The following is a 25,136-nucleotide window of genomic DNA, read 5'->3' as shown; positions in this document are numbered from 1 at the left end:
CGTGTTCCTTGTTGTTGTTGGCCCGGCGCCGGCGCGCAAGGGCGGGGCGCCGGTGGCGGTCATTTCAGCGTGATGGTGGTGTTCACCGCGCCGCCGACTTCGTTCTCGTCGAACCAGCGCTGGGTCACGGTCTTGGTCTGCGTGTAGAACTGCACCGCCTGCTTGCCGTAGGGCCCGAGGTCGCCGAGCTTGGAAGCGCGCGAACCGCTGAAGGAGAACATCGGCGCCGGCACCGGGATCGGCACGTTGATGCCGACCTGGCCGACGTCGATCTCTTCCTGGAAGTGCCGCGCCGCCGCGCCGGAGCGGGTGAACAGCGCCGTGCCGTTGCCGTTGGGGTTGGCGTTGATCAGCGCGATGGCCTCATCGAGGCTGGCGGCCTGCATCACGCAGAGCACCGGGCCGAAAATTTCCTCGCGGTAGATGTCCATCGTGGCGGTGACCCCGGAGAAGATCGTCGGCGCAATGAAATTGCCCTGCGGGTAGCCGGCGACCTGCGGCTGGCGGCCATCGAGCACCAGTTCGGCGCCTTCGCCGATGCCGCGCTCGATCAGCGCGCCGATGCGCTCCAGCGCCGCGCGGGACACCACCGGGCCGACGTCGGTGCCGCCCTCGACACCGGCATTCACCTTCAGGGTCCTGGCCTTGGCCACCAGCTCCGGCAACCAGCCCTGCGCCTCGCCGACCAGGATCACCACCGACAGCGCCATGCAGCGCTGGCCGGCCGCGCCGAAGGCCGCGCCGACCAGGTTGTTGAGCGTCTGCTCCTTGTGCGCATCGGGCAGCACGATGCCGTGGTTCTTCGCGCCCATCATGCACTGCACGCGCTTGCCGGCCTGGCTGGCGCGGTTGTAGACGTGGGTGCCGACCCTGGTCGAGCCGACGAACGAGACGGCCTTGATATCCGGGTGATCGCAGATCAGGTTCACCGCGTCGGCGCCGCCGTGGATGACGTTGAGCACGCCCGGCGGCACGCCGGCCTCCAGGGCCAGCTCGGCGAGGCGCATGGTGACCATCGGGTCCTGCTCGGACGGCTTGAGCACGAAGGTGTTGCCGGTGGCGATGGCCATCGGAAACATCCACAGCGGAATCATCGCCGGGAAGTTGAACGGCGTGATGCCGGCGCACACGCCGAGCGGCTGCTGCAGGGTGTAGGTATCCACGCCGCCGGCCACGTTGTTGGCCAGCTCGCCCAGCTGCAGATTGCCGATGCCGGCAGCATGCTCGACCACCTCCAGGCCGCGGAACACATCGCCCTCGGCATCCGGCAGGGTCTTGCCCTGCTCGGCGGTGAGGATCGCCGCCAGCTCCCGCATGTGCTCGCGGATCAGTTGCTGGTACTTGAGGAAGATCCGTGCCCGCGCGCCGATCGGCGTCTTGCGCCAGGTCTTGAAGGCTTCCTTGGCGCTGGCGACCGCCGCGTTCATCTCCGCCTCGGTGGCGAACGGCACCCGCGCCAGCACTTCCTGCGTGGCCGGATTGACGACATCGCGCCAGTGGCTGGTGGACGACTCGACCAGCTTGCCGCCGATCAGGAGTTTGACGGTTGGAATGACACTGGGCTGGGGCATGGGCTGTCCGTCCTGAAGATTTTGTTATGGGATGGGTGTGAGCCTTTGACTTGATCCTAGGGTGCAGAATTGCCGACATCAATGTGGGTTGGCGCATAGGGGGTGTGCGGAAATGCACGATGGGCGATAGAGCGATGCCTCTGGTGGGGGGATCGCAGCTCAACCGCACGTCGCCCTTTACCCGTACATGAAGACACGCATAAGGTGGCGATCTCATGGCAGATCGTGGCACCCAAGGGATGGTTTCTACCGCTGCAGCCTTCCAATGCTCTGCCTCCCTATCCAAGCTGCGGGCTGAAGCCTGGCAGTCAGCTTTTTCGGAGTGTTTAGGTGAGCAGTACCGAGGCCTATTACAACCGCCACGCCCAGCAATTCGTCGACGACACGCTGCACGTCGACATGCGCAGCCTTTACGTGCCCTTCCTTGCCGGGTTGCCGGTTAATGCCCGTATTCTCGATGCTGGTTGCGGCTCCGGCCGCGATGCCCGGGCGTTTCAGAAGCAGGGCTATCAGGTCAGCGCCTTCGATGCCAGCGAACAATTGGCCAGCCGTGCCAGCCAACTGCTGGGCTTCACCGTTCCGGTAAAGCGCTTCGATGAGGTTGAGGAGATCGAACGCTATGACGGCATCTGGGCCTGCGCCAGCTTGCTGCACGTGCCCGAACGCCAATTGCCAGAGGCCTTTGCGCGCCTGTGGCGGGCGCTCAAGCCTGGCGGATTGCTGTATTGCAGCTTCAAATGGGGGCAGGGCGAACGCCAACACCATGGCCGCCACTTCACCGATGCGGATGAAACACGCATTGGCGTCTGGACCCGGACGCTTCCCAGCCTGAGTCGCACGACCTGTTGGCTGACTCCGGACCAGCGGCCGGGCCGGGATGAACAGTGGCTGAACGTCCTGCTGCATAAGGCCGCCAGCAAACTGGTGACCGGCGGCGACGACAATCCCTTCCTGCCGTACCTGTGCGCCGCCATTCACCAAGCGCACCGGGTCGACATGGCGGTGGCCTTCATCAAGACCACCGGCCTGCGTCTGTTATTGCCCGACCTGCTGGAATCGCTGCAGCGCAACGAGGCGGCGCTGCCTTCCGCGCAGGTGCGCATCCTGACTAGCGATTATCTGGACGTCACCGACCCGGAGGCCTTGCGCCTACTAATGCTGCTGGCCGAGCAGGGCGCGCAGGTGCGCATCTACCAGAGCGCTGGCAGCAGTTTTCATCTCAAGGCCTACCTGTTCAGCGGGCTGGACTGGGGGCGCGCGTTTATTGGCTCCAGCAATATCAGCCGGCAGGCGCTGCAGCAGGGACTGGAGTGGAACTATCGAATCAATTACCCCGGTGACGATGGCTATCTGGAGGCCTGCCGGCGTTTCGATGAACTGTTCGAACACCCGCGTTGCATCACGCTGAGCGATGCGTGGATCGACGCCTATGAGCGGCGGCGCATCAAGCCTGTGCAGCAGATCGAGCCGGGCAGCACCGAACATGAACCCCCGCCGGTGCCTAGCAAGGTGCAGCAGGAAGCGCTGCACGCGCTACGCGCTACCCGTGAGCAAGGCTATATGCGTGGGCTGGTGGTGTTGGCTACGGGCTTAGGTAAAACCTGGCTGGCCGCCTTCGACGTCAAGCAAATGGGCGCGCGTCGCGTGCTGTTCGTTGCCCACCGCGAGGAAATCCTCAATCAGGCGGCGGCGACCTTCACGCGCATTCAGCCCTCGGCGCGGGTCGGCTTCTATCGCGGCCAGCAGCGCGACAGTCAGGTCGACGTCCTGTGCGCGTCGGTGCAAACGCTCGGCAAGCTCGAGCACTTGGAGCGCTTCAGGCCTCAACACTTCGATTACATCGTGGTCGACGAATTTCACCACGCCTCGGCGCCGACCTATCACCGCCTGCTGCAGCATTTCGTACCTGCATTCCTGCTTGGCCTGACCGCGACGCCAGATCGCACCGACAACGCCAATATTCTTGCGCTGTGCGATGACAACCTGGTCTACGAAAGCGATCTGTTTAGCGGCGTGAGCGAGAGGCTGCTGGTGCCGTTCCACTACTACGGCATCTTCGACAGTGACGTGGATTACCAGGGCATTCCGTGGCGCAACGGCCGCTTCGATCCCGAGCTTTTGGCCAACAAACTGGCCACCCTCGGCCGCGCCCGGCATGCACTGAGCCAGTGGCGCTTGCATGCGCAAGCGCGCACCTTGGCGTTTTGCGTCTCCACCCGGCACGCCGATTACATGGCCGAGCATTTCCGCAAAGAAGGCATCCGTGCGGCGGCGGTGTACGCGGACTCGCATTTGTCGCGGGGCGAAGCGCTGGAGCAATTACGCGCTGGGGAGTTGCAGGTGCTGTTCTCCGTCGACCTGTTCAACGAAGGCGTCGACTTGCCGGTGATTGATACGGTGATGATGCTGCGTCCCACCGAATCGAAAATCCTCTTTCTGCAACAACTCGGGCGCGGTCTGCGCAAGGCTGAGGGCAAGGACAAACTGGTGGTGCTGGATTTCGTCGCCAACCACCAGAGCTTCCTGCACAAGCCAATGGCGTTGATGAACCAGAGCATGAACCGCCGCCAATTGGCCGAGTTCGCCCGTCAGGCGGAACAGGGTCGACTGGAGTTGCCGGAAGGCTGCTTCGTGAACTACGACCTGCGCTTTATCGATTTCCTCAAGTCGCTGGACAGCGATAGCCTGCAAACCGACTACCGCAGCCTGCGCGATACCTTGGGCCGGCGGCCCAGCCTGACGGAGTTCTATCGTTCGGGCGCCAGCCTACAAGACATGCGCCGCCAGTTTGGACATTGGTTCGCCCTGGTGGCCGCCGAGGAAAGCGAACTGTCGGAAGCAGAGCGCACGATCATCGGCAAGCATGGTGACTTCCTGCGCGAGCTGGAAACCACCGCCATGACCAAGAGCTACAAGATGGTCTTGCTGGAGGCATTTCTGGAACTGGATGGCTGGCGCGAGGCGGTCAGCCTGAAGCGGCTGGCCGAACGTTCCTGGCAGGTGCTGCAGCGCCGTCGCCCGTTGCTCGGCGATCTGCCCGACGACTATCAAGGCATGAGTGGGGCGCCCGGCGATTGGTTGGCCTATTGGAAAAAGAATCCAATCAGCGCCTGGAGCGGTGGCCGCTATTTCAGCGTTGAAGAGGGACTGTTTATCGGCAATGTCCCGGTCGAGGAGGCGGCGATAGCGCCGCTGAGTGAGCTGGTACAAGAACTGGTGGATTATCGCCTGACTACCTATGCGGCCCGCGCCAGCCTGCCGAGCGCCACTGTGCATCCATTGTCGAGCCGCCCGGAACAGGTGGAGCTGGCCTATTTCCCCAGCCTGCAAATCGCCTGCGGCCACTTCCGTACTAGCCGTGCCGATTACGAGGAATACCGCTCGATCGGCAGGGCCTACGGCAACCTGGACCCCTCCCGCCACTTCCTAGCCCGCGCCGCCGGGAATTCCATGAACGGCGGCAAGCAACCGATCAAGGATGGGGATTACCTGCTGCTGGAAGTCATTAGTAGCGAAAGCGCCGGCAAGATCACAGGCGACGTCATGGCCATCGAGCGCCAAGACGAAACCGGCGATAACCAATATCTGCTACGTAAGGTCCTCAAGGACCCCAGCGGCCAATACCGCCTGCGCGCCCATAATCCCGACTACGCCGACATTCTGGTCAGCGATGAACTGCAAGAGCAGTTCCGCACCTTCGCTCGCCTCAAAGCCGTTATCGACCCGTTAGAGATGCAGGTTGGCCAATGCTTTATGCGCGAGGAAATCCCGGCGCTGTTTGGTTCCGAGTTCAATGCTGGAAGCTGGAACAGCGGGCATGTGGTGATTCCGGAGTGCAATGCCCATGTGCTGTTGGTGACGCTGAATAAACAAGGCAAGGCCGATGACCTGCGCTACCAAGACCATTGGATTGACGAGCGACATTTCCATTGGCAAACGCAGAACCAGACGGCGCCGGGCAACAAACGCGGCCAGGAAATCATCAACCACGCAGCGTTGGGCATTGCTCTGCACCTCTTTGTGCGTGAAAACAGGCTAGAGAACGGCAAGGCCGCTCCCTTCCGCTATTACGGGCAGGTGAACTATCAGAGCCACAGCGGGAGTAAGCCGATGAGTGTGCGGTTCGAGCTGCAGCAATAGGTATAAGGTCTACCGCAAGCGCGTGGCGCGCCCATTGGGGCGCAGATTCCAAAAACGAAAAAGGCCCACCCGAAGGTGAGCCTTTTTTGATTTTGATGGTGCCGGCACCAGGAATCGAACCCGGGACCTACTGATTACAAGTCAGTTGCTCTACCAGCTGAGCTATACCGGCGAAAACGTCGGGCATTATACCGACCGGGGCGCGGGAGTAAACCGCTGTGCTGTCGATGGGGTCACGGCCGGCGGGCCTTATGCACAAAGCGAATGAAATCCACACGCTGTGAGATGGAATTTGTGAAGCGTTCGGCCGATTTCGCAACTTATTGTTTTTGCTGGTTATTTTCGGACTGTTCAGAAATGGATCAGTGCGGGCAAAGGCCCGCGCGGCGGGCTTTTGCGGGGCTTACCCCAAACTCGCTCACAGAGTTATCCACAGATTCTGTGGGCATCGTTGCGCTCGGCGAGGAGGAGCAGGTTGCGGGGCGTGAGCCGGTGTTCGCAGAACTGGCCCAGTCGCACTTGGTAGCCCTGTTCCTCCAGAAACAGGGCCCGGTCGAGAACCAGCCAGAGCTCCATTGGGCGGCGGAACAGGTTGCGTAGCAGCTCCAGGTTGCGCACTTCGGCCAGGCGCTGCCAGCCGGCGCTCTCCAGTGCGGCCCAGTCCTGTTTGCCCGGCTTGGGCAGTTGCTTGAGCTCGGCGAGGTCGTGGCAGTACTGGGCGAAGGGCTTGTCCAGCCAGTGGCTCGGGAGCGACGGGGTGGGCAAGTATTCGTCGCGGCCGCGCAGTTGGCGCTGCAGCAGGTCGAAGGCCAGTCGGCGCGCCATGGACTGATCGCGCTGGCGACGTACCCGGGCGCCGGCGGTGGCGGTTTCGCACAGGGGCAGGGCCAGGTCATCGCGGCTGAGCCGCAGCTCGGAATCGCGGGCCGCTGCCGACAGCGGCTGGTATTCGCCGGTGCCGATGCGGTTGTAGCAGCAGGGCGCCACGGCCAGGTGCGCGCAGCCGCGCTGGCTGGCCAGTTGCAGCAGGCGCACATGCAGGTCGCCGCAGGCATGCAGGGCCACCGGGCTGTGTTCGGGCGCTAGCTGCTGGACGGCGTCGGCGGCGAGCACGTCCTGTTGGAGATGTCGGGCCTGCAGCTGCTGGCGCTGGCTGAGCGCGGCGCCGGCTTCCACCAGCGAGGGATCGTATTCCAGGCACGTGAGGCGGGCGCCGTCCTGGGCCAGCAGACGGCCGAGATGGCCCTTGCCGGAGCACCAGTCCAGCCAGTGCCTGGGGCGTTCGGCGAACTGCAGGGTGTCGGCGAAGGCGCGGATCTGCTGCCATTTGCGACCTGGCACATCGACACTCAGGCGTGCGGGCGGCTCCGTGCCGACGCGGCGTGGCAAGTCGTCGATTCGGCCGAGTTCCCAGGCGGTGGCGGCCAGCTCCGGAAATGGGGCTGGGGCGGGCAGGCGCTCCGGGTGGGACTGGTCGGCGTCGGCTTGCTCCAGCGTGCGTGCGCGCAGCCAGGCGGCCAGACGGGGATGCTCCGCTTCCCAAGGCAGGTGCAGGTGGGTAAAGGGCTTGGGGCGCCAGAGCGCCTGGTGGGCGATCAGGAAATCGTCCAGGGCCTGGAAGCGGGCGAGCAGATCGGGACCGGTGAGCATGATGGATTTGGAAAGGCGCGCCCCTCGGGCGAGGGGCGTGCGAAAGGGTCAGCGTCCCTGGCAGGCGTCCACGCGCAGCCAGCGTTCCAGCAGCTTGAATCCCTGCACCAGCACGAAGGCGATGATCAGGTAGATCACCCCGGCGGCGAAGAAGAACTCCACCGGCAGGTAGGTGCGCGCGATGATGGTGCGCGCCGCACCGGTGAGTTCCACCAGGGTGATGGTGCTGGCCAGGGCGCTGGCCTTGAGCATCAGGATCACTTCATTGCTGTAGGCCGGCAGGCCGATGCGGATGGCGCGCGGCAGGGTGACGTGTAGCAGGGTCTGCGTGCGCGACATGCCCAGGGCCCGCGCCGCCTCCACTTCGCCGGGCGGCACCGCCTGGATGGCGCCGCGAATGATTTCGGCGATATAGGCGGCGGTGTGCAGCGTCATGGTGATGATGGCGCACCAGTACGGGTCACGCAGGTACGGCCACAGCGCGCTCTGGCGCACCACATCGAACTGCGCCATGCCGTAATAGACGAGGAACAGCTGCACCAGCAGCGGAGTGCCGCGGAAGAAGAAGATGTAGGCGTAGGGCAGGGCGCGCAGGTAGAGGTTCTGCGAGGCACGGGCGATGCCCATCGGCAGGGCCAGGATCAGCCCGAGCAGCACGGAAATGGCTACCAGCTGCAGGGTCAGCACCGCGCCGTCGAGCAGGCGCGGCAGGTATTGAATGATCACATCCCAGTTCATGCCGCGCTCCTCACGAAGCCGCGGCTGGCGCGCCGCTCAAGGAAATGCAGGCCGATCATCGCGACGACGGTCAGGCCGAGGTAGATCAGCGCCGCCACCATGTAGAAGGTGAACGGCTCCTTGCTGGCGGTCACGGCGATCTGCGAGCGGCGCATCAGCTCTTCCAGACCGATCACCGAGACCAGCGCGGTGTCCTTCATGAGGATCATGAACAGGTTGCCGAGGCCGGGCAGGGCGATGCGCCACATCTGCGGCAGGATCAGCCGCCAGAAGATGCGCGGAGCCGACAGGCCCAGCGCCAGGCCGGCTTCACGGTGACCCTTGGGTATGGCCAGGATGGCGCCCCGGAAGACCTCGGTGGCGTAGGCGCCGAAGCACAGCCCCAGGGCAATGGTGCCGGCGGCGAAGGCGGAAAGCTCCAGGCTTTCCATGCCCAGCAGGTCGGCCAGACTGCGCATCAGGCCCACCGTGCCGAAATAGATCAGCAGCACCCAGAGCAGCTCGGGCACGCCGCGCACCAGGGTGGAGTAGGTGCCGCCCAGCCATTGCAGGGGCTTGAGGGGCGAGGTCTTGGCCAGCGCACCGAGCAGGCCGAGGACCAGGCCCAGCGCCAGGGAGGCCAGGGCGAGCTGGATGGTCATCAGCGTGCCGGCCAGCAGCGCGGGGCCGAATCCGTGGAGGTCGAAGATCATGAGGAAAAGCTAGCGTGAGGCCGGCGCGCCCTAAGGCGCGCCGGGGGTCGATCAATAGATGCTGAACGGGAAGTACTTGGCGTTGATCTTTTCGTAAGTACCGTCCGCGACGATTTCCTTCAGCGCGGTGTTCAGGCGCTCGCGCAGCGGGTCGCCCTTGCGCACGGCAATGCCGATCTTGTCGTTGTCGAACACCGGGTCGCCCTTGAACTCGAAGTCCTTGCCGGCGTCGCTCTTGAGCCATTCCCACTGCACGAAGGTGTCGGCGAGGATGCCGTCCAGGCGGCCGGAGGCCAGGTCCAGGTAGGCGTTCTCCTGGGTGTCGTAGAGCTTCACGTCGACCACCTTGGCCAGGTTGTCCTCCAGCCAGGTGCCGGCTATGGTGGCGCGCTGTGCACCGATCACCTTGCCCTTGAGGCTGTTCTGGTCGGTCTTGAAGTCCACCGACTTGGGCGCCACGAACTGCAGCTTGTTGGTGTAGTAGGGCTCGGTGAAGTCGACGGCGCGCTTGCGCTCTTCGGTGATGGACATGGAGGCGATCAGGAAGTCGAACTTGCGGGCGTTCAGCGCCGGGATGATGCCGTCCCAGTCGGAGGTGACGACTTCGCATTCGACCTTCATCTTGGCGCACAGCGCCTGGCCGATTTCGATGTCGAAGCCGACCACCTGGCCGCTGGCGTCGATCAGGTTGAAGGGAGGGTAGGCGCCTTCGGTGCCGAGCTTGAGCTTCTCTGCCGCGACGGCCTGGCTGCCGATGGCCAGGGTGGCGGCGGCGGCCAGCAGGAACTTCTTGTAGGTCTGCATGCGGTGTTGCTCCGTGTTAGCGATGGCTGGACATGAATTGTTTACAGCGCGCCGATTGCGGGTTGTCAAACACCTGCTCGGGCGACCCCTGTTCCTCGACCAGACCCTGGTGCAGGAAGACCACTTCACTGGACACCTGGCGGGCGAAGTTCAATTCATGGGTCACCAGTAGCATGGTGCGTCCCTCATCGGCGAGCGCACGGATCACGTTAAGCACTTCTTGTACCATCTCCGGGTCCAGCGCCGAGGTGGGCTCGTCGAAGAGGATCACCTTGGGCTGCATCGCCAGGGTGCGGGCGATGGCGGCGCGCTGCTGCTGGCCGCCGGACAGCTGGTTCGGATAGGCGTGGCGCTTGTCGGCGATGCCGACCTTGGCCAGCAGGGCCTCGGCCACGTCGATCGCCTCGGCCTTGCTCTGCCCCAGTACGCGGCGCGGGGCCTCGATGATGTTGTCCAGCACGCTCATGTGTGGCCAGAGGTTGAAGTTCTGGAACACGAAGCCGACCTGGCTGCGCAAGCGGTTGATCTGCCGGCTGTCCGCCGCGACCAGTTCGCCAGCCTTGCCGGGCTTGAGCTTGAGCTGTTCGCCGGCGACGAGGATTTCCCCTTCGTTGGGGTTTTCCAGAAGGTTGATGCAGCGCAGGAAGGTGGACTTGCCCGAGCCAGACGAGCCGAGGATGGAGATCACGTCACCGTCACGGGCGGTGAGGGAAATGCCCTTGAGCACCTCCAGGTCGCCGTAACGCTTGTGCAGGTTGCGGATTTCCAGTGCAGGCGTGGCCTGAACCATACGTTGTCCTCTTGTATGACTCCGCTGCAGACGGCGACGGGGGACGTTGCCTGCAAGCTAGCACAGGGGCGAGAGGCGGCCAACACGGCCAACCGCCGGAGCTCGCCTGGCCCTGCGAGCCGTGCGGATGAAGAATCGTGCAGCTCCCGGAAACGGGGCTCGAAAACGCGGCATTCTACGGGATGTCGTCGAGCCGTTCCACGTTGTGCGATGTCGTGCCGGCGCCTTGTTGCGATGCCAGAAACGACAAACCCCTGAAGTCTTGCGACATCAGGGGTCTGGAATATGGTGCCCAGGGACGGAATCGAACCGCCGACACGGGGATTTTCAATCCCCTGCTCTACCAACTGAGCTACCTGGGCGAATCAGGGCGTGAAGAGAAAGGCACCTGAATAAGTGGTGCCCAGGGACGGAATCGAACCGCCGACACGGGGATTTTCAATCCCCTGCTCTACCAACTGAGCTACCTGGGCAACAACGGGCGGCATTAAACCGGTTTTACCGCCGGCGAGTCAACCGCACGCGACGGAAAAATCAGTTTTTTTAAGCACTTGCCGGCTTAGGGGCTCGGCGGCACGTAACCTTCGGCCTGGGCGTAATCCTCGCCGGCGAGGAATTTGTCCATCTCGGCCTGGATGAACTTGCGGTCATCGGCGTTCATCATGTTCAGCCGGCGCTCGTTGATCAGCATGGTCTGGTGCTTCTGCCATTCTTCCCAGGCTTTCCTGGACACGTTGTTGAAGATGTCCTCGCCCTTGGCGCCGGGATACGGCGGGCGATCCAGGCCGGGCAGGTCCTCGTTGTACTTGCGGCAGTGCACGGTACGGGTCATGGCAGTTCTCCAATCGAATCTTCAGCGACGCGCCTGAGCAGCTTCTTCACCGGGGCGGCCAGGCCCAGGCGCGGCGGGGCGGTCAGGTTATACCAGAGCCAGTCGCCCTCGGCCACGACGCTCACCCTGGGGCTGGCCGGCACCAGCCAGGGCTCGATGCTCAGCTGGAAGTGGCTGAAGGTGTGGGTGAAGGCCGGCAGCGCGCGGGGTTCGCCCAGCTGCAGGCCGTGGCGTTCGGCCAGCGCGTGCAGGTCGGGCAGCGCGTCCATTTCCGGCAGGCTCCACAGACCGCCCCACAGCCCGGTGGACGGGCGTCGGTAGAGCAGCACGTTGCCCTGTGTGTCGGTGAGCAGCGGCATCAGCGTGCGCTTTTGCGGCAGCGCCTTGCGTGGCTTGGGTTCGGGGTAGGCGGTTTCGCGGCCCAGCAGGTGTGCGCGACAGCCGTTGCGCAACGGGCAGATCAGGCAACTGGGCTTGCTGCGCGTGCACAGGGTGGCGCCCAGGTCCATCATCGCCTGGGTGTAATGGTTGCAGCGCTCGTGCGGCATCAGGCGTTCGGCGGCGGCCCACAGCTGGCGGGCCACCTGAGGGTCGCCGGGGTAGCCGTCCTGCGCCAGGTAGCGGGCCAGCACGCGCTTGACGTTGCCGTCGAGGATCGGTGCACGCAGGCCCATGCTCAGGCTGGCGATGGCGCCGGCGGTGGAGCGGCCGATGCCGGGCAGCTCGCAGAGCTGCTCCACGTCGCGGGGAAACTCGCCGCCATGCCGCGCCACGACGATCTGCGCCGCCTTGTGCAGGTTGCGCGCGCGGCTGTAGTAGCCGAGCCCGGTCCACAGGTGCAGTACCTCGTCCTCGGGCGCGGCCGCCAGGGCCTGCACGGTCGGCAGGGCCGACATGAAGCGGTCGAAGTAGCCGAGCACGGTGGCGACCTGGGTCTGCTGCAGCATGATCTCCGAGACCCACACCCGGTACGGGGTGATGCCCTGTTGCCAGGGCAGGTCCTTGCGGCCGTGCTGGTCATACCACGCCAGCACGGCCGGACCGAACTGCGGATCGGTCATCGCTTGAACAGGCCCTTGAGGGCGTCCTTGAGTTCCGGGCTGACCTTGTCGCCAAGCTTCTCGTCGAGCTTCTCGGTGAGCTTCTCGCCGGCCAGCTTGGCGGTGATCTTGCCCAGGCCGTCCTGGTCGATGCGGCAGGTCTTGGCGCCCAGCTCCAGCGGGCCACGGCAGCGCAGCGGCCATTCCAGGCCAACGTAGCGCTCGTTGACCTGGCAGGCCGGGTCGGGCATGGCGCGCTTGTCGCCTTCGATGATGATGCCGATCAGGTAGTCCAGGCCGAGCACGCGCAGGTCCAGGGTGCCGTTGCCGTTGACCGTCAGGCCGGGAACGCTGGCCTTGAAGTCCGGATTGCGCGCCACGCCGTTGGTGATCTGCAGGCTGCCGCGCAGTGCCTCGAAGGGCGTGTCCTTGGTGGAGGTGCGGGTCAGCGACTTGCGGTTGAGGGTGGCCACCGCGCGGCACAGGTAATGCTCCAGATCGGCGCCGACCAGCAGGCCGTCGCTGAGCAGGAAGTTGGCCTTGCCGTTCAGGTTGTCCACCCAGGTCTTCTGGCTGTTGCCTCGGGTGGTCAGCGTAGCCGTCAGGTCGAGCAGGCCCTGCACCGGGGATTCCTGCTTTTCCAGCTTGACGAATTTCTCGATCGGCAGCTTGCCGAGCTGCGCTTCGATGCTCAGCTGCGGCAGCGCCTGCCGCACGTCGACCTTGCCGTTGGCCTCGAAGCGCGCGTCGTAGACGTTGCCGCGCAGGGTCTGCAGGGCGAGCAGGCCCTCGCGGCTCTGGGCGTTCAGGTCCAGGTTGGTGAAGGGGTGGTCATCGAACAGCAGCTCGTCGAAGCCGACCGTGGCCTGCACATCCAGCAGGCGCAGGGCGTCCATCGGCAGCACCGGGGCGTCGCTCCAGGCATGCCGTGTCGGGGCGGCCGGCAGCGGCGAGTCGCCGGCCGAGGCGGCCTGGGCGGTTTCCTGTACTTCGCTCTGGCGCGCGGCGCTGGCGCCGTCGGTGGCCTTGGGCGGCAGGTAGCGGCTGATATCCAGGCGGTCGCCCTTGAGCTGCAGGCGCAGGGCCTGACGGGCGAAGTCCTCCACGGCGATTCGGCCGGTGAGGATGGTGTCGTCCACCTTCAGCGTGAGCTCTTCCAGCGCGAAGCTGGTCGGCGAGCCATTCAGGCGGGTGGCCATCTCCACACGGGACAGCGCGTTGGCGTCGGCCGTGGTCGGCAGCTCGCGGCCCAGGCCGGCGAGGAAGTCGCGCAGGTTGAAGCTGGCCACCGACAGGCCGCCGCTGATGCGCGGTTCGCGGTCCAGCTCGCGCACCTTGATGTCGCCCAGGCCGCGCAGCTGGTTGGCGGAGAATTTCAGTCCGGTCCATTCGGCGATCTGCGCATCCAGGTCGGCGAGCAGCTCGCCCTGGGCGCTGAAGTTCAGGGTCTTGCCGGCCAGGGGCTCGCCGGAGGCTTCACCGCTGAGGCGGAATTTCTCGAACTGGTAGCGCTTCTGGCCCAGGTCGAAGCGCAGCTCGCCGAGGATCTCGCTGCGCGCGCGCATCAGCGGCTGGTTGCTGCCGAAGAAGGCGGTGAGCTTCACCGGAATGGCGCTGCCTTCGCGGATGGCGCCGGTTTCCAGCTGGATGCTCTCGGCGCTGAACTGCTGGCCGGACTGGGCATCCTGGTAGGTGATGCGGGCGTCATTGACGGTGAGGCTGTCGATGTCCAGCTTGATGGGCATGCCGGAACGGGCGCCGGTGCTGTCCGCCTCGTTGCCGCGGGGCTCGGCGGCGGGTTCGGTCGCCGGTGCGCCGGCGGGCTTGCCGATGTTTTCCCAGTTGCCGCGTCCTTGTTCGTCGCGGCGCAGGATCAGCGCCAGGCCGTCGATGCGGATGTCGCTCATCTGCACTTCGCGGCGCAGCAACGGCAGCACGCGCACCGACAGGCCGAGCATGCGCAGGTCGGCAAACGGCTGCTCGGGCGTGGCGGCGCTGGCCAGGCTGGTCTGGTGCAGTTCCAGGCCGAGCCAGGGGAACAGGCTCCAGCCGATTTCCCCGTTGATGGCCAGCTCAAGATTGGCCTTGTCGCGGGCCAGCTGGCGAATCTCTTCCTTGTAGTCGTTGGGGTCGAAGAAGTGCGTGAGCGCGAACCCCAGGCCGATGACAAGCAGCAAGAGTCCGAGCAGTACCAGGCCCAGGATTTTGCCGAACGCTTTCATGGACAGTCCCTAAATGGCGGTTGGTCTGAATGGCGAAGGAGTATACGCATTTGCCGGCCCGGCAGCAGTCGGGACGCTGCTCTCGATGCTGTCGGGCTTCGGGGTCCGCGCCAGGCAATAGACATCCACCCGCGCCGCTCCGGCGGTGACCAGCAAGCGGGCCAGTGCCTCGCAGGTGGCGCCGGTGGTCAGTACGTCGTCCACCAGCGCCAGGTGGCGGCCGCGCACATCGGCCCTGGACGCAAGCTCGAAGGCGTGGCGCAGGTTGCGCCGGCGGGCGCGGGCGTCCAGCGTCTGCTGGGCATCGGTTTCGCGGGGGCGCAGCAGCCAGTGCTCCTGCACCGGCAGGCGCAGGGGGGTAGCCAGCCAGCGGGCCAGCAGGGCCGCCTGGTTGAACCCGCGCTGCCGCTGGCGCCTGCGGGCCAGCGGCACTGGCAGCAAGAGTTCGGGGCGGGGCAGGCCCTCCAGGTAGGCGTGGCGCAGGTGGCGGGCGAGCAGTTCGCCCAACAGCCGGCCGAGCGGCCAGCGGGCCTGGTGCTTGAAGCGGGTGATCAGGCTGTCGATGGGGAACGCGTAGCGCCAGGGGGTCTCGACCCGGCTGAAGCTCGGCGCCTGCTTCAGGCATTCGCCACACAGCAGGTTGGCATCGCTCAGGGGCAGTGCGCAGATCCGGCAGGCCGCCGACAGCCACGGCAGCTCGCGTTCGCAGGGGATGCACAGCGCCTGCGGGCCGTCGGCGCGCTCGTCGCACAGCAGGCAGGATTGCTTGCTGGTCAGCCAGTTGTAAACCAGTTTTCTTGAGTTCGGTTGACAGCTCATGGCGCCTTCCCTAGCGTATGCCGCACCGTGTCGCGCCAACTCTAGCAGGCGCCATAACCACAAAAGGGAAGCCCCGATGAGTGCCACCGTCCGTCACGACTGGACCCTCGACGAAGTGCGCGCGCTGTTCGCGCAGCCGTTCAATGACCTGCTGTTCCAGGCGCAGCAGGTGCATCGCCAGCACTTCGATGCCAACCGGGTGCAGGTCTCGACCCTGCTGTCCATCAAGACCGGCGCCTGCCCGGAAGACTGCAAGTACTGCCCGCAGTCCGGTCACTACAACACCGGTCTGGACAAGGAAAAGCTGATGGAGGTGCAGAAGGTGCTGGAGGCGGCGGCCGAGGCCAAGGCCATCGGCTCGACGCGCTTCTGCATGGGTGCCGCCTGGAAGCACCCTTCGGCCAAGGACATGCCGTACGTGCTGAAGATGGTCGAGGGCGTGAAGGCCATGGGGCTGGAAACCTGCATGACCCTCGGCCGGCTCGATCAGGAGCAGACCCGGGCGCTGGCCGCCGCCGGCCTGGACTACTACAACCACAACCTGGATACCTCGCCGGAGTTCTACGGCAACATCATCACCACCCGCACCTATGCCGAGCGCCTGCAGACCCTGGCGTATGTGCGCGAGGCGGGGATGAAGATCTGCTCGGGCGGCATCCTCGGCATGGGCGAGTCGCTGGACGACCGCGCCGGCCTGCTGATCCAGCTGGCCAATCTGCCGGAGCATCCGGAAAGCGTGCCGATCAACATGCTGGTCAAGGTCCAGGGCACGCCGCTGGCCGAAGAGCAGGACGTCGATCCCTTCGACTTCATCCGCATGCTGGCCGTGGCGCGCATCATGATGCCCAGATCCCACGTGCGCCTGTCCGCCGGTCGTGAGCAGATGAACGAGCAAATGCAGGCCCTGGCCTTCCTGGCCGGCGCCAACTCGATCTTTTACGGCGAGAAGCTGCTGACCACCGCCAATCCTCAGGCCGACAAGGACATGCAGCTGTTCCAGCGCCTGGGCATCCAGCCGGAGGCCCGCGAGGAGCACGCCGACGAAGTGCACCAGGCAGCCATCGAGCAGGCGCTGGTCGAGCAGCGCGATTCCAGGCTGTTCTACAACGCGGCCGTTTGATGATTGGTGGTCCGGGCGTGCGGGGTGGCCAACGCGGGGCGTTGACCACCATACACAGGCCCAACGCTTCGGTTTTCGGGGTTGCCCATGAGTTTCGATCTCGCTTCGCGTCTTGCCTCCCGCCGTGCCGAGGATCTGTATCGCCTTCGCCCGCTGCTCGACAGCCCACAAGGCCCTGAGGTGGTGGTGGACGGTCAGCGCCTGCTGGCCTTCTGTTCCAACGACTATCTGGGGCTGGCCAGCCACCCCGAAGTGATCCGCGCGCTGCGCGAAGGCGCGGAGCGCTGGGGCGTGGGTGGCGGCGCTTCGCACCTGGTGATCGGCCACAGCGCGCCTCACCACCAACTGGAGGAGGCGCTGGCCGCGTTCACCCGCCGGCCGCGCGCGCTGCTGTTTTCCACCGGCTACATGGCCAACCTGGCGGTGGTGACGGCGCTGATCGGGCGCGGCGACACGGTGCTGCAGGATCGCCTTAACCACGCCTCGCTGCTGGATGCCGGGCTGCTCAGCGGGGCGCGCTTCTCCCGCTACCTGCACAACGACACGGCCAGCCTGGCCGCGCGCCTGGACAAGGCCGAGGGCGACACCCTGGTGATCAGCGACGGCGTGTTCAGCATGGAGGGCGACCTCGCCGACCTGCCGGGCCTGAGCGCCGCCGCGCGGGCCCGCGGCGCCTGGCTGATGGTCGATGATGCCCATGGCTTCGGCGTGCTCGGCGCCGGGGGCGGGGGTTGCGTGGAGCACTTCGCGCTGGGCCTGGAGGAGGTGCCGGTGCTGGTCGGTACGCTGGGCAAGGCCTTCGGCACCGCTGGCGCATTCGTGGCCGGCAGCGAGGAACTGATCGAGACGCTGATCCAGTTCGCCCGGCCCTATATCTACACCACCAGCCAGCCCCCGGCCGTGGCTTGCGCGACCCTGAAAAGCCTGCAGCTGCTGCGGGATGAAGGCTGGCGCCGTCAGCACCTGCGCAACCTGATCGTCCGGTTCAGACGTGGAGCGCAGGAACTGGGATTGACCCTGATGGACAGCCCGACACCGATCCAGCCGCTGCTGGTCGGCGACAGCGGGCGGGCCATGCGCCTGTCGGCGCGGCTGCGGGAGCGGGGGCTGCTGGTCGGCGCCATCCGTCCGCCGACGGTGCCGGCCGGCACGGCGCGGCTGCGCATCACCCTGACGGCGGCGCACGACGAGGCACAGGTGGATCGCCTGCTGGACGGGCTGGCGCTGGCCTGGCGGGAGCTGGGCGATGACTGAACGACTGGTGCTGCTGCCCGGTTGGTCCTATCCCGCCGCAGTGCTGCAGCCGTTGGCCCAGGCGCTGCACGGCGATGCGCTGCGCGTGGAGCTGGCCGAACTGCCTGTGCTGGACGATCCGCAGGGTTGGCTGGACGAGCTGGATGCGCGCCTGCCCGGCGACTGCTGGCTCGGTGGCTGGTCGCTGGGCGGCATGCTGGCTACTGCGCTGACGGCGCGGCGCGCAAAGGCCTGTCGTGGTCTGATCACCCTGGCCAGCAATGCCTGCTTCGTGCAGCGCGACGACTGGCCGGCCGCCATGCCGGCGGCACAGTTCGCCGATTTCCGCGAAGGCGTGGTTGCTGCGCCGGCCGCTACGCTCAAACGCTTCGATCTGCTTGCGGTGCGCGATGCCGACGAGCCCCGTGCGCTGGTCCGCCGCCTGGCGGTTCGCGCCGAGGCGCCGGCCGGCCTGCTGGCCGGACTGGATTGCCTGGCCTCGCTCGATCTTCGACCCGCGTTGGGTGAATGGCGGGGGCCACGCTTGCATCTGTTCGGCGACCGCGACGCCCTGGTCCCCGTGCAGGCGGCGCAGGCGCTGCGCGAGCAGTATCCCGACTTGTCCGTCGCACAACTGGACGCCAGTCATGCTCTGCCGCTCAGCCATGCCGATCAGGCGGCGGCGGCGATCCTCTCCTTTATAAAGGAAGCCTCCCGATGAACGCGCAGCATACGTTGCCCGACAAGGGCCTGGTCGCGGCCTCCTTCTCCCGCGCGGCCAGCAGCTATGACGCGGTGGCCGGGTTGCAGCGCCAGGTCGGCCGGCAGTTGCTGGACGTGCTGCCAGCCAGCCTGGCGCCGGAGCGCTGGCTCGACGTGGGTTGCGGCACCGGGCACTTCGCCCGTCAGTTGGCCGCGCGCTATTCGCAGGCCGACGGACTGGCGCTGGACATTGCCGAGGGCATGTTGCGCCACGCCCGGCCGCTGGGGGGCGCGCGGCATTTCCTGGCCGGCGATGCCGAGGCGCTGCCCCTGCGTGACGCCAGCTGCGAGCTGATCTTCTCCAGCCTGGCGCTGCAGTGGTGCGCGGACCTGTCGGCGGTGCTCGGTGAGGCGCGGCGTGTGCTGCGCCCGGGTGGTGTGTTGGCCTTCTCCAGTCTCGTCGAAGGCACGCTGGGCGAACTGCGCGAGAGCTGGCGGCAGGTGGATGAGCGGGTGCATGTCAATCGCTTCCGACATTTTGCGGACTACCAGGTGCTGTGCGCCGCCAGTGGCCTGCGTGTGGTGCACCTGGAGCAGCGCCCGTTGGTGCTGCATTTCGCCGATCTGTTCGCGCTGACCCACGAACTCAAGGCGCTCGGCGCGCAGAACCTCAATCAGGGCCGGTCGACGGGGCTCACGGGGCGGGCGCGTCTGCGCGCATTGGCCGAGGCCTACGAGCGCTTCCGTCAGCCGCAGGGACTGCCGGCCACCTACCAGGTGATTCATGCCGTGCTGGAGAAGTGCTGATGGGCCACGCCTTCTTCGTTACCGGCACCGACACCGACATCGGCAAGACCACGGTTGCTGCTGGCCTGCTGCACGTCGCGCGCCGGCAGGGCCTGAGCACGGCGGCCGCCAAGCCGCTGGCCTCCGGCTGCCAGGCGAGCGCGGAAGGGCTGCGCAACGCCGACGCCCTGGCACTGCAGGCCGAGTGCGATCCGCCGCTGCCCTATGCACTGATCAATCCCTACGCCTTCGAGCCGGCCATCGCGCCCCATGTGGCCGCGCGCGAGGCGGGCGTGGACCTGGACGTTACGCAGCTGGCCGCCGCCGTGCAGCGGGTGCTGGCGCACGGCGCCGACTTCACCCTGGTGGAAGGCGCCGGTGGCTGGCGCGTGCCGCTGTCCGGCGAGGTCTACTTGTCCGATCTCGCTGTGGCGCTGCGGCTGCCGGTGATTCTGGTGGTGGGAATGCGCCTGGGATGCCTCAATCACGCGCTGTTGACGGCCCAGGCCATTCGGGCGGATGGTCTGCATCTGGCAGGCTGGGTGGCCAATCAGGTCGACCCGCACATGCCGCGTCAGGCCGAAAATCTGCAGGACCTGCGGGCGCGCCTGGATGCCCCGTGCCTTGGATGGGTGCCGCACCTGGCGCCTGCCGACGCCGCGCAGGTGGCGCAACACCTGCGATTGGAGGGGTTGGTGGAGCGCTGAGCGCACATTGGTCCTTGTGGGAGCAGGCTTGACAAGCCAGGGAGCTAAACGTAAGTTTCAAACAACTGTTTGAGCGTGCGTGGTTGTGTCGCAGCTCGCCACCCCAAAGACCTACTGCAGAGGTTTACCGCAATGCCCGACTACAAGGCCCCCTTGCGTGATATCCGTTTCGTTCGCGACGAGCTGCTCGGCTACGAAGCCCACTACCAGAGCCTGCCCGGTTGCGAAGATGCGACCCCGGATATGGTCAACGCCATTCTCGAGGAAGGCGCCAAGTTCTGTGAGCAGGTCATCGCTCCGCTGAACCGCGTCGGTGACCAGGAAGGCTGCAAGTGGTCGCCCGAAGGCGTGACCACGCCCACCGGTTTCAAGGAAGCCTACCAGCAGTTCGTCGAAGGTGGCTGGCCGAGCCTGGCCCATGACGTCGAGCACGGCGGTCAGGGTCTGCCGGAATCCCTTGGCATGGCGGTCAGCGAAATGATCGGCGAGGCCAACTGGTCCTGGGGCATGTACCCGGGCCTGTCCCATGGCGCCATGAACACCCTGAGCGCCCATGGCACCCCCGAGCAGCAGCACACCTACCTGACCAAGCTGGTGTCCGGCCAGTGGACCGGCACCATGTGCCTGACCGAGCCGCATTGCGGCACCGACCTGGGCATCCTGCGCACCAAGGCCGAGCCCCAGGCCGACGGCACCTACAAGGTGACCGGCACCAAGATCTTCATCTCCGCAGGCGACCACGACATGGCCGAGAACATCGTCCACATCGTGCTGGCCCGCCTGCCCGATGCCCCCGCGGGCACCAAGGGTATCTCGCTGTTCATCGTGCCGAAGTTCCTGCCTAACGCCGAAGGCGAGGTGGGCGAACGCAACGCCGTGTCCTGTGGCTCGCTGGAGCACAAGATGGGCATCCACGGCAACGCCACCTGCGTGATGAACTTCGACGGCGCCACCGGCTTCCTGATCGGCCCGCCGAACAAGGGCCTGAACTGCATGTTCACCTTCATGAACACTGCGCGCCTGGGTACCGCCCTGCAGGGTATCGCCCACGCCGAGATCGGCTTCCAGGGCGGCATCGCCTATGCCCGCGAGCGTCTGCAGATGCGCGCGCTGACCGGTCCGAAGGCGCCGGAGAAGGCCGCCGACCCGATCATCGTGCATCCGGACGTGCGCCGCATGCTGCTGACCATGAAGGCGTTCGCCGAAGGCAACCGTGCGATGCTGTACTTCGCCGCCAAGCAGGTCGACATCGTGCAGCGCAGCCAGGACGAGGAGCAGCGCAAGGCCGCCGACTCCCTGCTGGCCTTCCTGACCCCGATCGCCAAGGCGTTCATGACCGAAACCGGTTTCGAAGCAGCCAACCATGGCGTGCAGATCTACGGTGGCCACGGCTTCATCGCCGAGCACGGCATGGAGCAGAACGTGCGCGACAGCCGGATCTCCTGCCTGTACGAAGGCACCACCGGTGTCCAGGCCCTCGACCTGCTGGGTCGCAAGGTGCTGATGACCCAGGGCGAAGCGCTGAAGGGCTTCACCAAGATCGTCCACAAGTTCTGCCAGGCCAACGAAGGCAACGACGCCATCAAGCACCTGGTCGGCCCGCTGGCGCAGATCAACAAGGAGTGGGGCGAGATCACCATGAAGGTCGGCATGGCTGCCATGAAGGATCGCGAGGAAGTCGGCGCCGCGTCGGTGGACTACGTCATGTACTCCGGCTACGCCTGCCTGGCTTACTTCTGGGCCGACATGGCTCGCGTGGCCGCCGAGAAGCTGGCCGCCGGCACCGACGAGGAAGGCTTCTACAAGGCGAAGCTGCAGACCGCGCGCTTCTACTTCGAGCGCATCCTGCCGCGTACCCGCGCGCTGGTGGCCACCATGCTGTCCGGGGCCAACAACCTGATGGAGATGGCTGACGAGGACTTCGCACTGGGCTACTGATCGCTCAGCGCGTGACCCTTGTGACTGAAGCCGCCGGGCCTGTGCCCGGCGGCTTTTTTCTGGCGCCGGAAAAAATGACAGACTGGCCACCAGTGAAAAAAAGCCATCATAATGGCAGCTATTTTTCTGGGTCTTTGCGAGGCCGTTTTGCCGAACTTCTCTGCCTATCGGGCAAGTCATTTCCTGCCATCCGTGCTGATCCTTCTGGCTGGCCTGGCGCTGGGCTTCTGGCTGGAGGGGGAGGGTTTTCTCACCGTTCTGCTGGAAGTCCTGCCCACGTTGCTGGCGGTGCTCGGCGGCGCGCTGTGCCTGTTCTACGGGCGTATGCGCCAGGCCATGCTGCTGGTGGTGGTCTATCTGGCCTATCTGGCGCTGAATGGGGAAGTCGAGCACTTTCGCGAGCACCGCGCGGTCAGCGACTACACCGAGGCCCAGCTGTCCTTCCACCTGACCAGCCTGCTGTTGCCGTTGCTCTATGGCCTGTATGGCGTGTGGTCCGAACGCGCGCAGCTGCTTCAGGACCTGGTCGCACGCAGTGCCGTGCTGCTGGCGCTGCTCGGCGTGGCCGGCGGCATGGCGTTGCGCTACCCCGATCCGCTGTTGCAGTGGCTGAGCCTGGTGCACTGGCCCGCGCTGCACGCCCAGTGGATGAAAATGGTGCAGTTGGCCTATCCGCTCTTCGCGCTGGCCTTTGTCGGTCTGCTCATCCAGTACCTGCGTCAACCGCGTGTGCTGCATGCGGCCCAGCTGGTGGGCGTGCTAGGCCTGTTCTGGATGGTGCCGGAGATCTATGTGCGGCCTTACGCACTGGCCGCCATGAGCAGCATGGTGCTGCTGGCGCTGGTGGTGGCGGTGGCCCACGAGGCCTACCAGATGGCCTTCCTGGACGAGCTCACCGGGCTGCCGGGCCGACGGGCGCTGAATGAGCGCCTGGGTCGGCTGGGCCGCAATTACGTGATCGCCATGACCGACGTCGATCACTTCAAGAAATTCAACGATACCTACGGCCATGACGTGGGTGACGACGTGCTGCGCATGGTGGCCAGCCAGCTGCGCAAGGTAACCGGCGGCGGTACCGCCTACCGGTACGGTGGCGAGGAGTTCACCGTGCTCTTTCCGGGCAAGAGCCTGGCGCACTGCCTGCCACACCTTGAGGTGCTGCGTCGCAACATCGAAAACTACCAGATGGCGCTGCGCGACAAGCAGAACCGCCCGGAGGATCCGGCAAAGGGCCGCCAGCAACGGGGCAGGGCAAGCAAGAGTCCGTTCGTCTCGGTCACCATCAGCATCGGCGTCGCCGAACGCGATACGGAGCGCCGCGAGCCGGAGGAGGTGATCAAGGCGGCGGACGAAGCGCTCTACAAGGCCAAGGGCGCCGGACGCAACTGTGTGGTCTCCTACGAACAGAAACCGGCGCGCGCCACGCGCGGTCGCAAGACGGCGGCGCGCTCGTGAGTGACTGGGATTGACTTGATGGTCACCAACTGACGCTACATGTCTTTAGAGTTGTTCGGCTAGACTCGCGTTTTCTTCGTTCCCGGCCTTTGCGGTCATCGTTGAATCGAGGTTTACATGGCTGATTACCAAGCGCCCCTGCGTGACATGCGTTTCGTCCTCAATGAGGTTTTCGACGTTGCCAACCTGTGGAGTGAACTGCCCGGCCTGGCCGAGGTGATCGATGGCGAGACCGCCATCGCCGTGCTGGAAGAAGCCGGCAAGGTGATCGCGGGCAGCATCGCGCCACTGAACCGCAGCGGTGACGAAGAAGGCTGCACCTGGAACGAAGGCGCCGTGAAGACGCCCGCCGGCTTCATCGACGCCTACAAAACCTATGCCGAGGGCGGCTGGGTCGGCGTGGGTGGCGATCCGGCGTTCGGCGGCATGGGGATGCCGAAGGTGATCGGCGCCCAGGTCGAGGAAATGGTCAACTCCGCCAACCTGTCCTTCGGCCTGTACCCGATGCTTACCGCCGGCGCCTGCCTGGCGCTCAATTCCCACGCCAGCGAAGAGCTGAAGCAGACCTACCTGCCGAACATGTACGCCGGCGTATGGGCGGGTTCCATGTGCCTGACCGAGCCGCACGCCGGCACCGACCTGGGCCTGATCCGCACCAAGGCCGAGCCGCAGGCCGACGGCAGCTACAAGGTCACCGGCACCAAGATATTCATCACCGGCGGCGAACACGACCTGACCGAGAACATCATCCACCTGGTGCTGGCCAAGCTGCCGGATGCGCCGGCCGGCTCCAAGGGCATCTCGCTGTTCCTGGTGCCCAAGGTGATGGTCAACGCCGATGGCAGCCTGGGTGCGCGCAACAGCGTCAGCTGCGGCTCCATCGAGCACAAGATGGGCATCAAGGCCTCGGCCACCTGCGTGATGAACTTCGATGGCGCCACCGGCTGGCTGGTAGGCGAGGTCAACAAGGGCCTGGCGGCGATGTTCACCATGATGAACTACGAGCGCCTGGGCGTCGGTATCCAGGGCCTGGCGCTGGGTGAGCGCTCCTACCAGAGCGCCGTGGAGTATGCCCGCGAGCGCCTGCAGAGCCGCGCGGCCACTGGCCCGGCGGCGCAGGACAAGGCCGCTGACCCGATCATCGTGCATCCGGACGTGCGCCGCATGCTGCTGACCATGAAGGCATTGAACGAAGGTGGCCGCGCCTTCTCCAGCTACGTGGCTGTGCAGCTGGACATCGCCAAGTACAGCGAAGACCCTACGGCTCGCAAGCGTGCCGAGGATTTGGTCGCGCTGCTGACACCGGTGGCCAAGGCGTTCCTCACCGACATGGGCCTGGAAACCACCGTGCATGGCCAGCAGATCTTCGGTGGCCATGGTTTCATCCGTGAATGGGGCCAGGAGCAGCTGGTGCGCGACTGCCGCATCACCCAGATCTACGAAGGCACCAACGGCATCCAGTCGCTCGATCTGGTGGGCCGCAAGGTGGTGGGCAACGGCGGCATCTTCTATGCGCTGTTCGCAGACGAGATCAAGGCATTCATCGCTGGGGCCGATGCCTCGCTGGGCGAGTTCACCGCGCCGCTGAAGGTCGCCGTCAATCAGCTCGATGAACTGACCGCCTGGGTGCTGGATCGCGCCAAGTCCAATCCCAACGAGATCGGCGCCGCGTCGGTTGAATACCTGCAGGCCTTCGGCTACGTCGCCTACGGCTACATGTGGGCGCTGATGGCCAAGGCCGCGCAGGGCAAGGAAGGCGAAGAGAGCTTCTACGCCAGCAAGCTGGGCACCGCGCGCTTCTTCTTCGCACGCCTGCTGCCGCGCGTGCAGTCGCTGAGCGCGGCGGTACGTGCCGGCAGCGAGCCACTCTTCCTGCTCGACGCCGAGCAGTTCTGAG

Annotated in this window: 19 protein-coding genes and 3 tRNA genes; 9 read left to right on the top strand and 13 right to left on the bottom strand. The window is 65.7% G+C overall.

All coding sequences use genetic code 11. The features are described 5' to 3' along the window. Nucleotides 1-59: 59 nt before the first annotated feature. The gene (locus tag PT85_RS11020; RefSeq protein WP_039606659.1) at nt 60-1,571 is read right to left on the bottom strand and encodes a CoA-acylating methylmalonate-semialdehyde dehydrogenase; all 1,512 of its coding nucleotides are present in this window, start codon (nt 1,569-1,571) and stop codon (nt 60-62) included. Between the two features lie 330 nt (nt 1,572-1,901). Here PT85_RS11020 and PT85_RS11015 point away from each other — a divergent pair, with 330 nt between their 5' ends. Then, nucleotides 1,902-5,711 (top strand): DUF3427 domain-containing protein, encoded by a 3,810-nt coding sequence (locus tag PT85_RS11015; RefSeq protein ID WP_039606658.1) that lies wholly within the window; start codon nt 1,902-1,904, stop codon nt 5,709-5,711. 96 nt (nt 5,712-5,807) lie between these two features. Here PT85_RS11015 and PT85_RS11010 read toward each other — a convergent pair. The 12 genes from PT85_RS11010 to PT85_RS10955 all read right to left on the bottom strand — a co-directional run bounded on the left by PT85_RS11010 (nt 5,808) and on the right by PT85_RS10955 (nt 15,298). Beyond that, nucleotides 5,808-5,883 (bottom strand) — tRNA-Thr (locus PT85_RS11010). A gap of 254 nt (nt 5,884-6,137) precedes the next feature. Then, complete coding sequence (locus tag PT85_RS11005) at nt 6,138-7,361, bottom strand: methyltransferase (protein WP_039606657.1); 1,224 nt, start codon at nt 7,359-7,361, stop codon at nt 6,138-6,140. A 48-nt stretch (nt 7,362-7,409) separates the two neighbouring features. Beyond that, the gene (locus PT85_RS11000) at nt 7,410-8,099 is read right to left on the bottom strand and encodes an ABC transporter permease (RefSeq protein ID WP_039606656.1); all 690 of its coding nucleotides are present in this window, start codon (nt 8,097-8,099) and stop codon (nt 7,410-7,412) included. After that, on the bottom strand, nt 8,096-8,791 hold the full coding sequence (locus tag PT85_RS10995; protein WP_027591507.1) for an ABC transporter permease: 696 nt from the start codon (nt 8,789-8,791) through the stop codon (nt 8,096-8,098). Before PT85_RS10995 ends, PT85_RS11000 begins: the two co-directional genes overlap by 4 nt. A gap of 51 nt (nt 8,792-8,842) precedes the next feature. Beyond that, nucleotides 8,843-9,595 (bottom strand): ABC transporter substrate-binding protein, encoded by a 753-nt coding sequence (locus PT85_RS10990; protein ID WP_027591506.1) that lies wholly within the window; start codon nt 9,593-9,595, stop codon nt 8,843-8,845. Nucleotides 9,596-9,611: 16 nt separating this feature from the next. Further along, nucleotides 9,612-10,385 (bottom strand): ABC transporter ATP-binding protein, encoded by a 774-nt coding sequence (locus PT85_RS10985; protein ID WP_027591505.1) that lies wholly within the window; start codon nt 10,383-10,385, stop codon nt 9,612-9,614. 286 nt (nt 10,386-10,671) lie between these two features. After that, nucleotides 10,672-10,747 (bottom strand) — tRNA-Phe (locus PT85_RS10980). A gap of 35 nt (nt 10,748-10,782) precedes the next feature. Next, nucleotides 10,783-10,858: transfer RNA gene (locus PT85_RS10975), tRNA-Phe, on the bottom strand. An 86-nt stretch (nt 10,859-10,944) separates the two neighbouring features. Continuing rightward, nucleotides 10,945-11,217, bottom strand: a complete 273-nt coding sequence (locus PT85_RS10970) for an oxidative damage protection protein (protein ID WP_027591774.1) — start codon at nt 11,215-11,217, stop codon at nt 10,945-10,947. After that, on the bottom strand, nt 11,214-12,278 hold the full coding sequence (gene mutY, locus PT85_RS10965) for an A/G-specific adenine glycosylase (protein WP_039606655.1): 1,065 nt from the start codon (nt 12,276-12,278) through the stop codon (nt 11,214-11,216). Before mutY ends, PT85_RS10970 begins: the two co-directional genes overlap by 4 nt. Beyond that, the gene (locus tag PT85_RS10960) at nt 12,275-14,479 is read right to left on the bottom strand and encodes an AsmA family protein (protein ID WP_039606654.1); all 2,205 of its coding nucleotides are present in this window, start codon (nt 14,477-14,479) and stop codon (nt 12,275-12,277) included. The genes mutY and PT85_RS10960 overlap by 4 nt, the downstream gene beginning before the upstream one ends. Nucleotides 14,480-14,488: 9 nt before the next feature. Then, on the bottom strand, nt 14,489-15,298 hold the full coding sequence (locus tag PT85_RS10955) for a ComF family protein (protein WP_139182015.1): 810 nt from the start codon (nt 15,296-15,298) through the stop codon (nt 14,489-14,491). 76 nt (nt 15,299-15,374) lie between these two features. Between PT85_RS10955 and bioB the strand changes: the two genes are divergently transcribed. From bioB to PT85_RS10915, 8 genes are all read left to right on the top strand, one after another. Then, nucleotides 15,375-16,418: a biotin synthase BioB gene (gene bioB, locus PT85_RS10950; RefSeq protein ID WP_039606653.1), complete on the top strand. Its 1,044-nt coding sequence runs from the start codon at nt 15,375-15,377 to the stop codon at nt 16,416-16,418. A gap of 87 nt (nt 16,419-16,505) precedes the next feature. Beyond that, nucleotides 16,506-17,672, top strand: a complete 1,167-nt coding sequence (gene bioF, locus PT85_RS10945; protein ID WP_039606652.1) for an 8-amino-7-oxononanoate synthase — start codon at nt 16,506-16,508, stop codon at nt 17,670-17,672. After that, nucleotides 17,665-18,372, top strand: coding sequence for an alpha/beta fold hydrolase (locus PT85_RS10940; protein WP_039606651.1), 708 nt, complete (start codon nt 17,665-17,667; stop codon nt 18,370-18,372). Before bioF ends, PT85_RS10940 begins: the two co-directional genes overlap by 8 nt. Then, nucleotides 18,369-19,160: a malonyl-ACP O-methyltransferase BioC gene (bioC, locus tag PT85_RS10935; protein ID WP_039606650.1), complete on the top strand. Its 792-nt coding sequence runs from the start codon at nt 18,369-18,371 to the stop codon at nt 19,158-19,160. Before PT85_RS10940 ends, bioC begins: the two co-directional genes overlap by 4 nt. After that, on the top strand, nt 19,160-19,846 hold the full coding sequence (bioD, locus tag PT85_RS10930) for a dethiobiotin synthase (protein WP_039606649.1): 687 nt from the start codon (nt 19,160-19,162) through the stop codon (nt 19,844-19,846). The genes bioC and bioD overlap by 1 nt, the downstream gene beginning before the upstream one ends. A 132-nt stretch (nt 19,847-19,978) precedes the next feature. Further along, nucleotides 19,979-21,784: a phenylacyl-CoA dehydrogenase gene (locus PT85_RS10925; RefSeq protein WP_027591019.1), complete on the top strand. Its 1,806-nt coding sequence runs from the start codon at nt 19,979-19,981 to the stop codon at nt 21,782-21,784. Nucleotides 21,785-21,931: 147 nt separating this feature from the next. Next, nucleotides 21,932-23,239: a GGDEF domain-containing protein gene (locus PT85_RS10920; protein WP_039606648.1), complete on the top strand. Its 1,308-nt coding sequence runs from the start codon at nt 21,932-21,934 to the stop codon at nt 23,237-23,239. Between the two features lie 117 nt (nt 23,240-23,356). Further along, a complete protein-coding gene (locus PT85_RS10915; RefSeq protein WP_039606647.1) occupies nt 23,357-25,135 on the top strand; it encodes an acyl-CoA dehydrogenase C-terminal domain-containing protein in 1,779 nt (592 codons plus the stop codon). Nucleotide 25,136 lies beyond the last annotated feature (1 nt).

The organism is Pseudomonas flexibilis (genome assembly GCF_000806415.1).
In the GTDB taxonomy this organism is placed as follows: Bacteria; Pseudomonadota; Gammaproteobacteria; order Pseudomonadales; family Pseudomonadaceae; genus Serpens; species Serpens flexibilis.
This window is presented reverse-complemented; position numbering and strand designations above follow the sequence as displayed.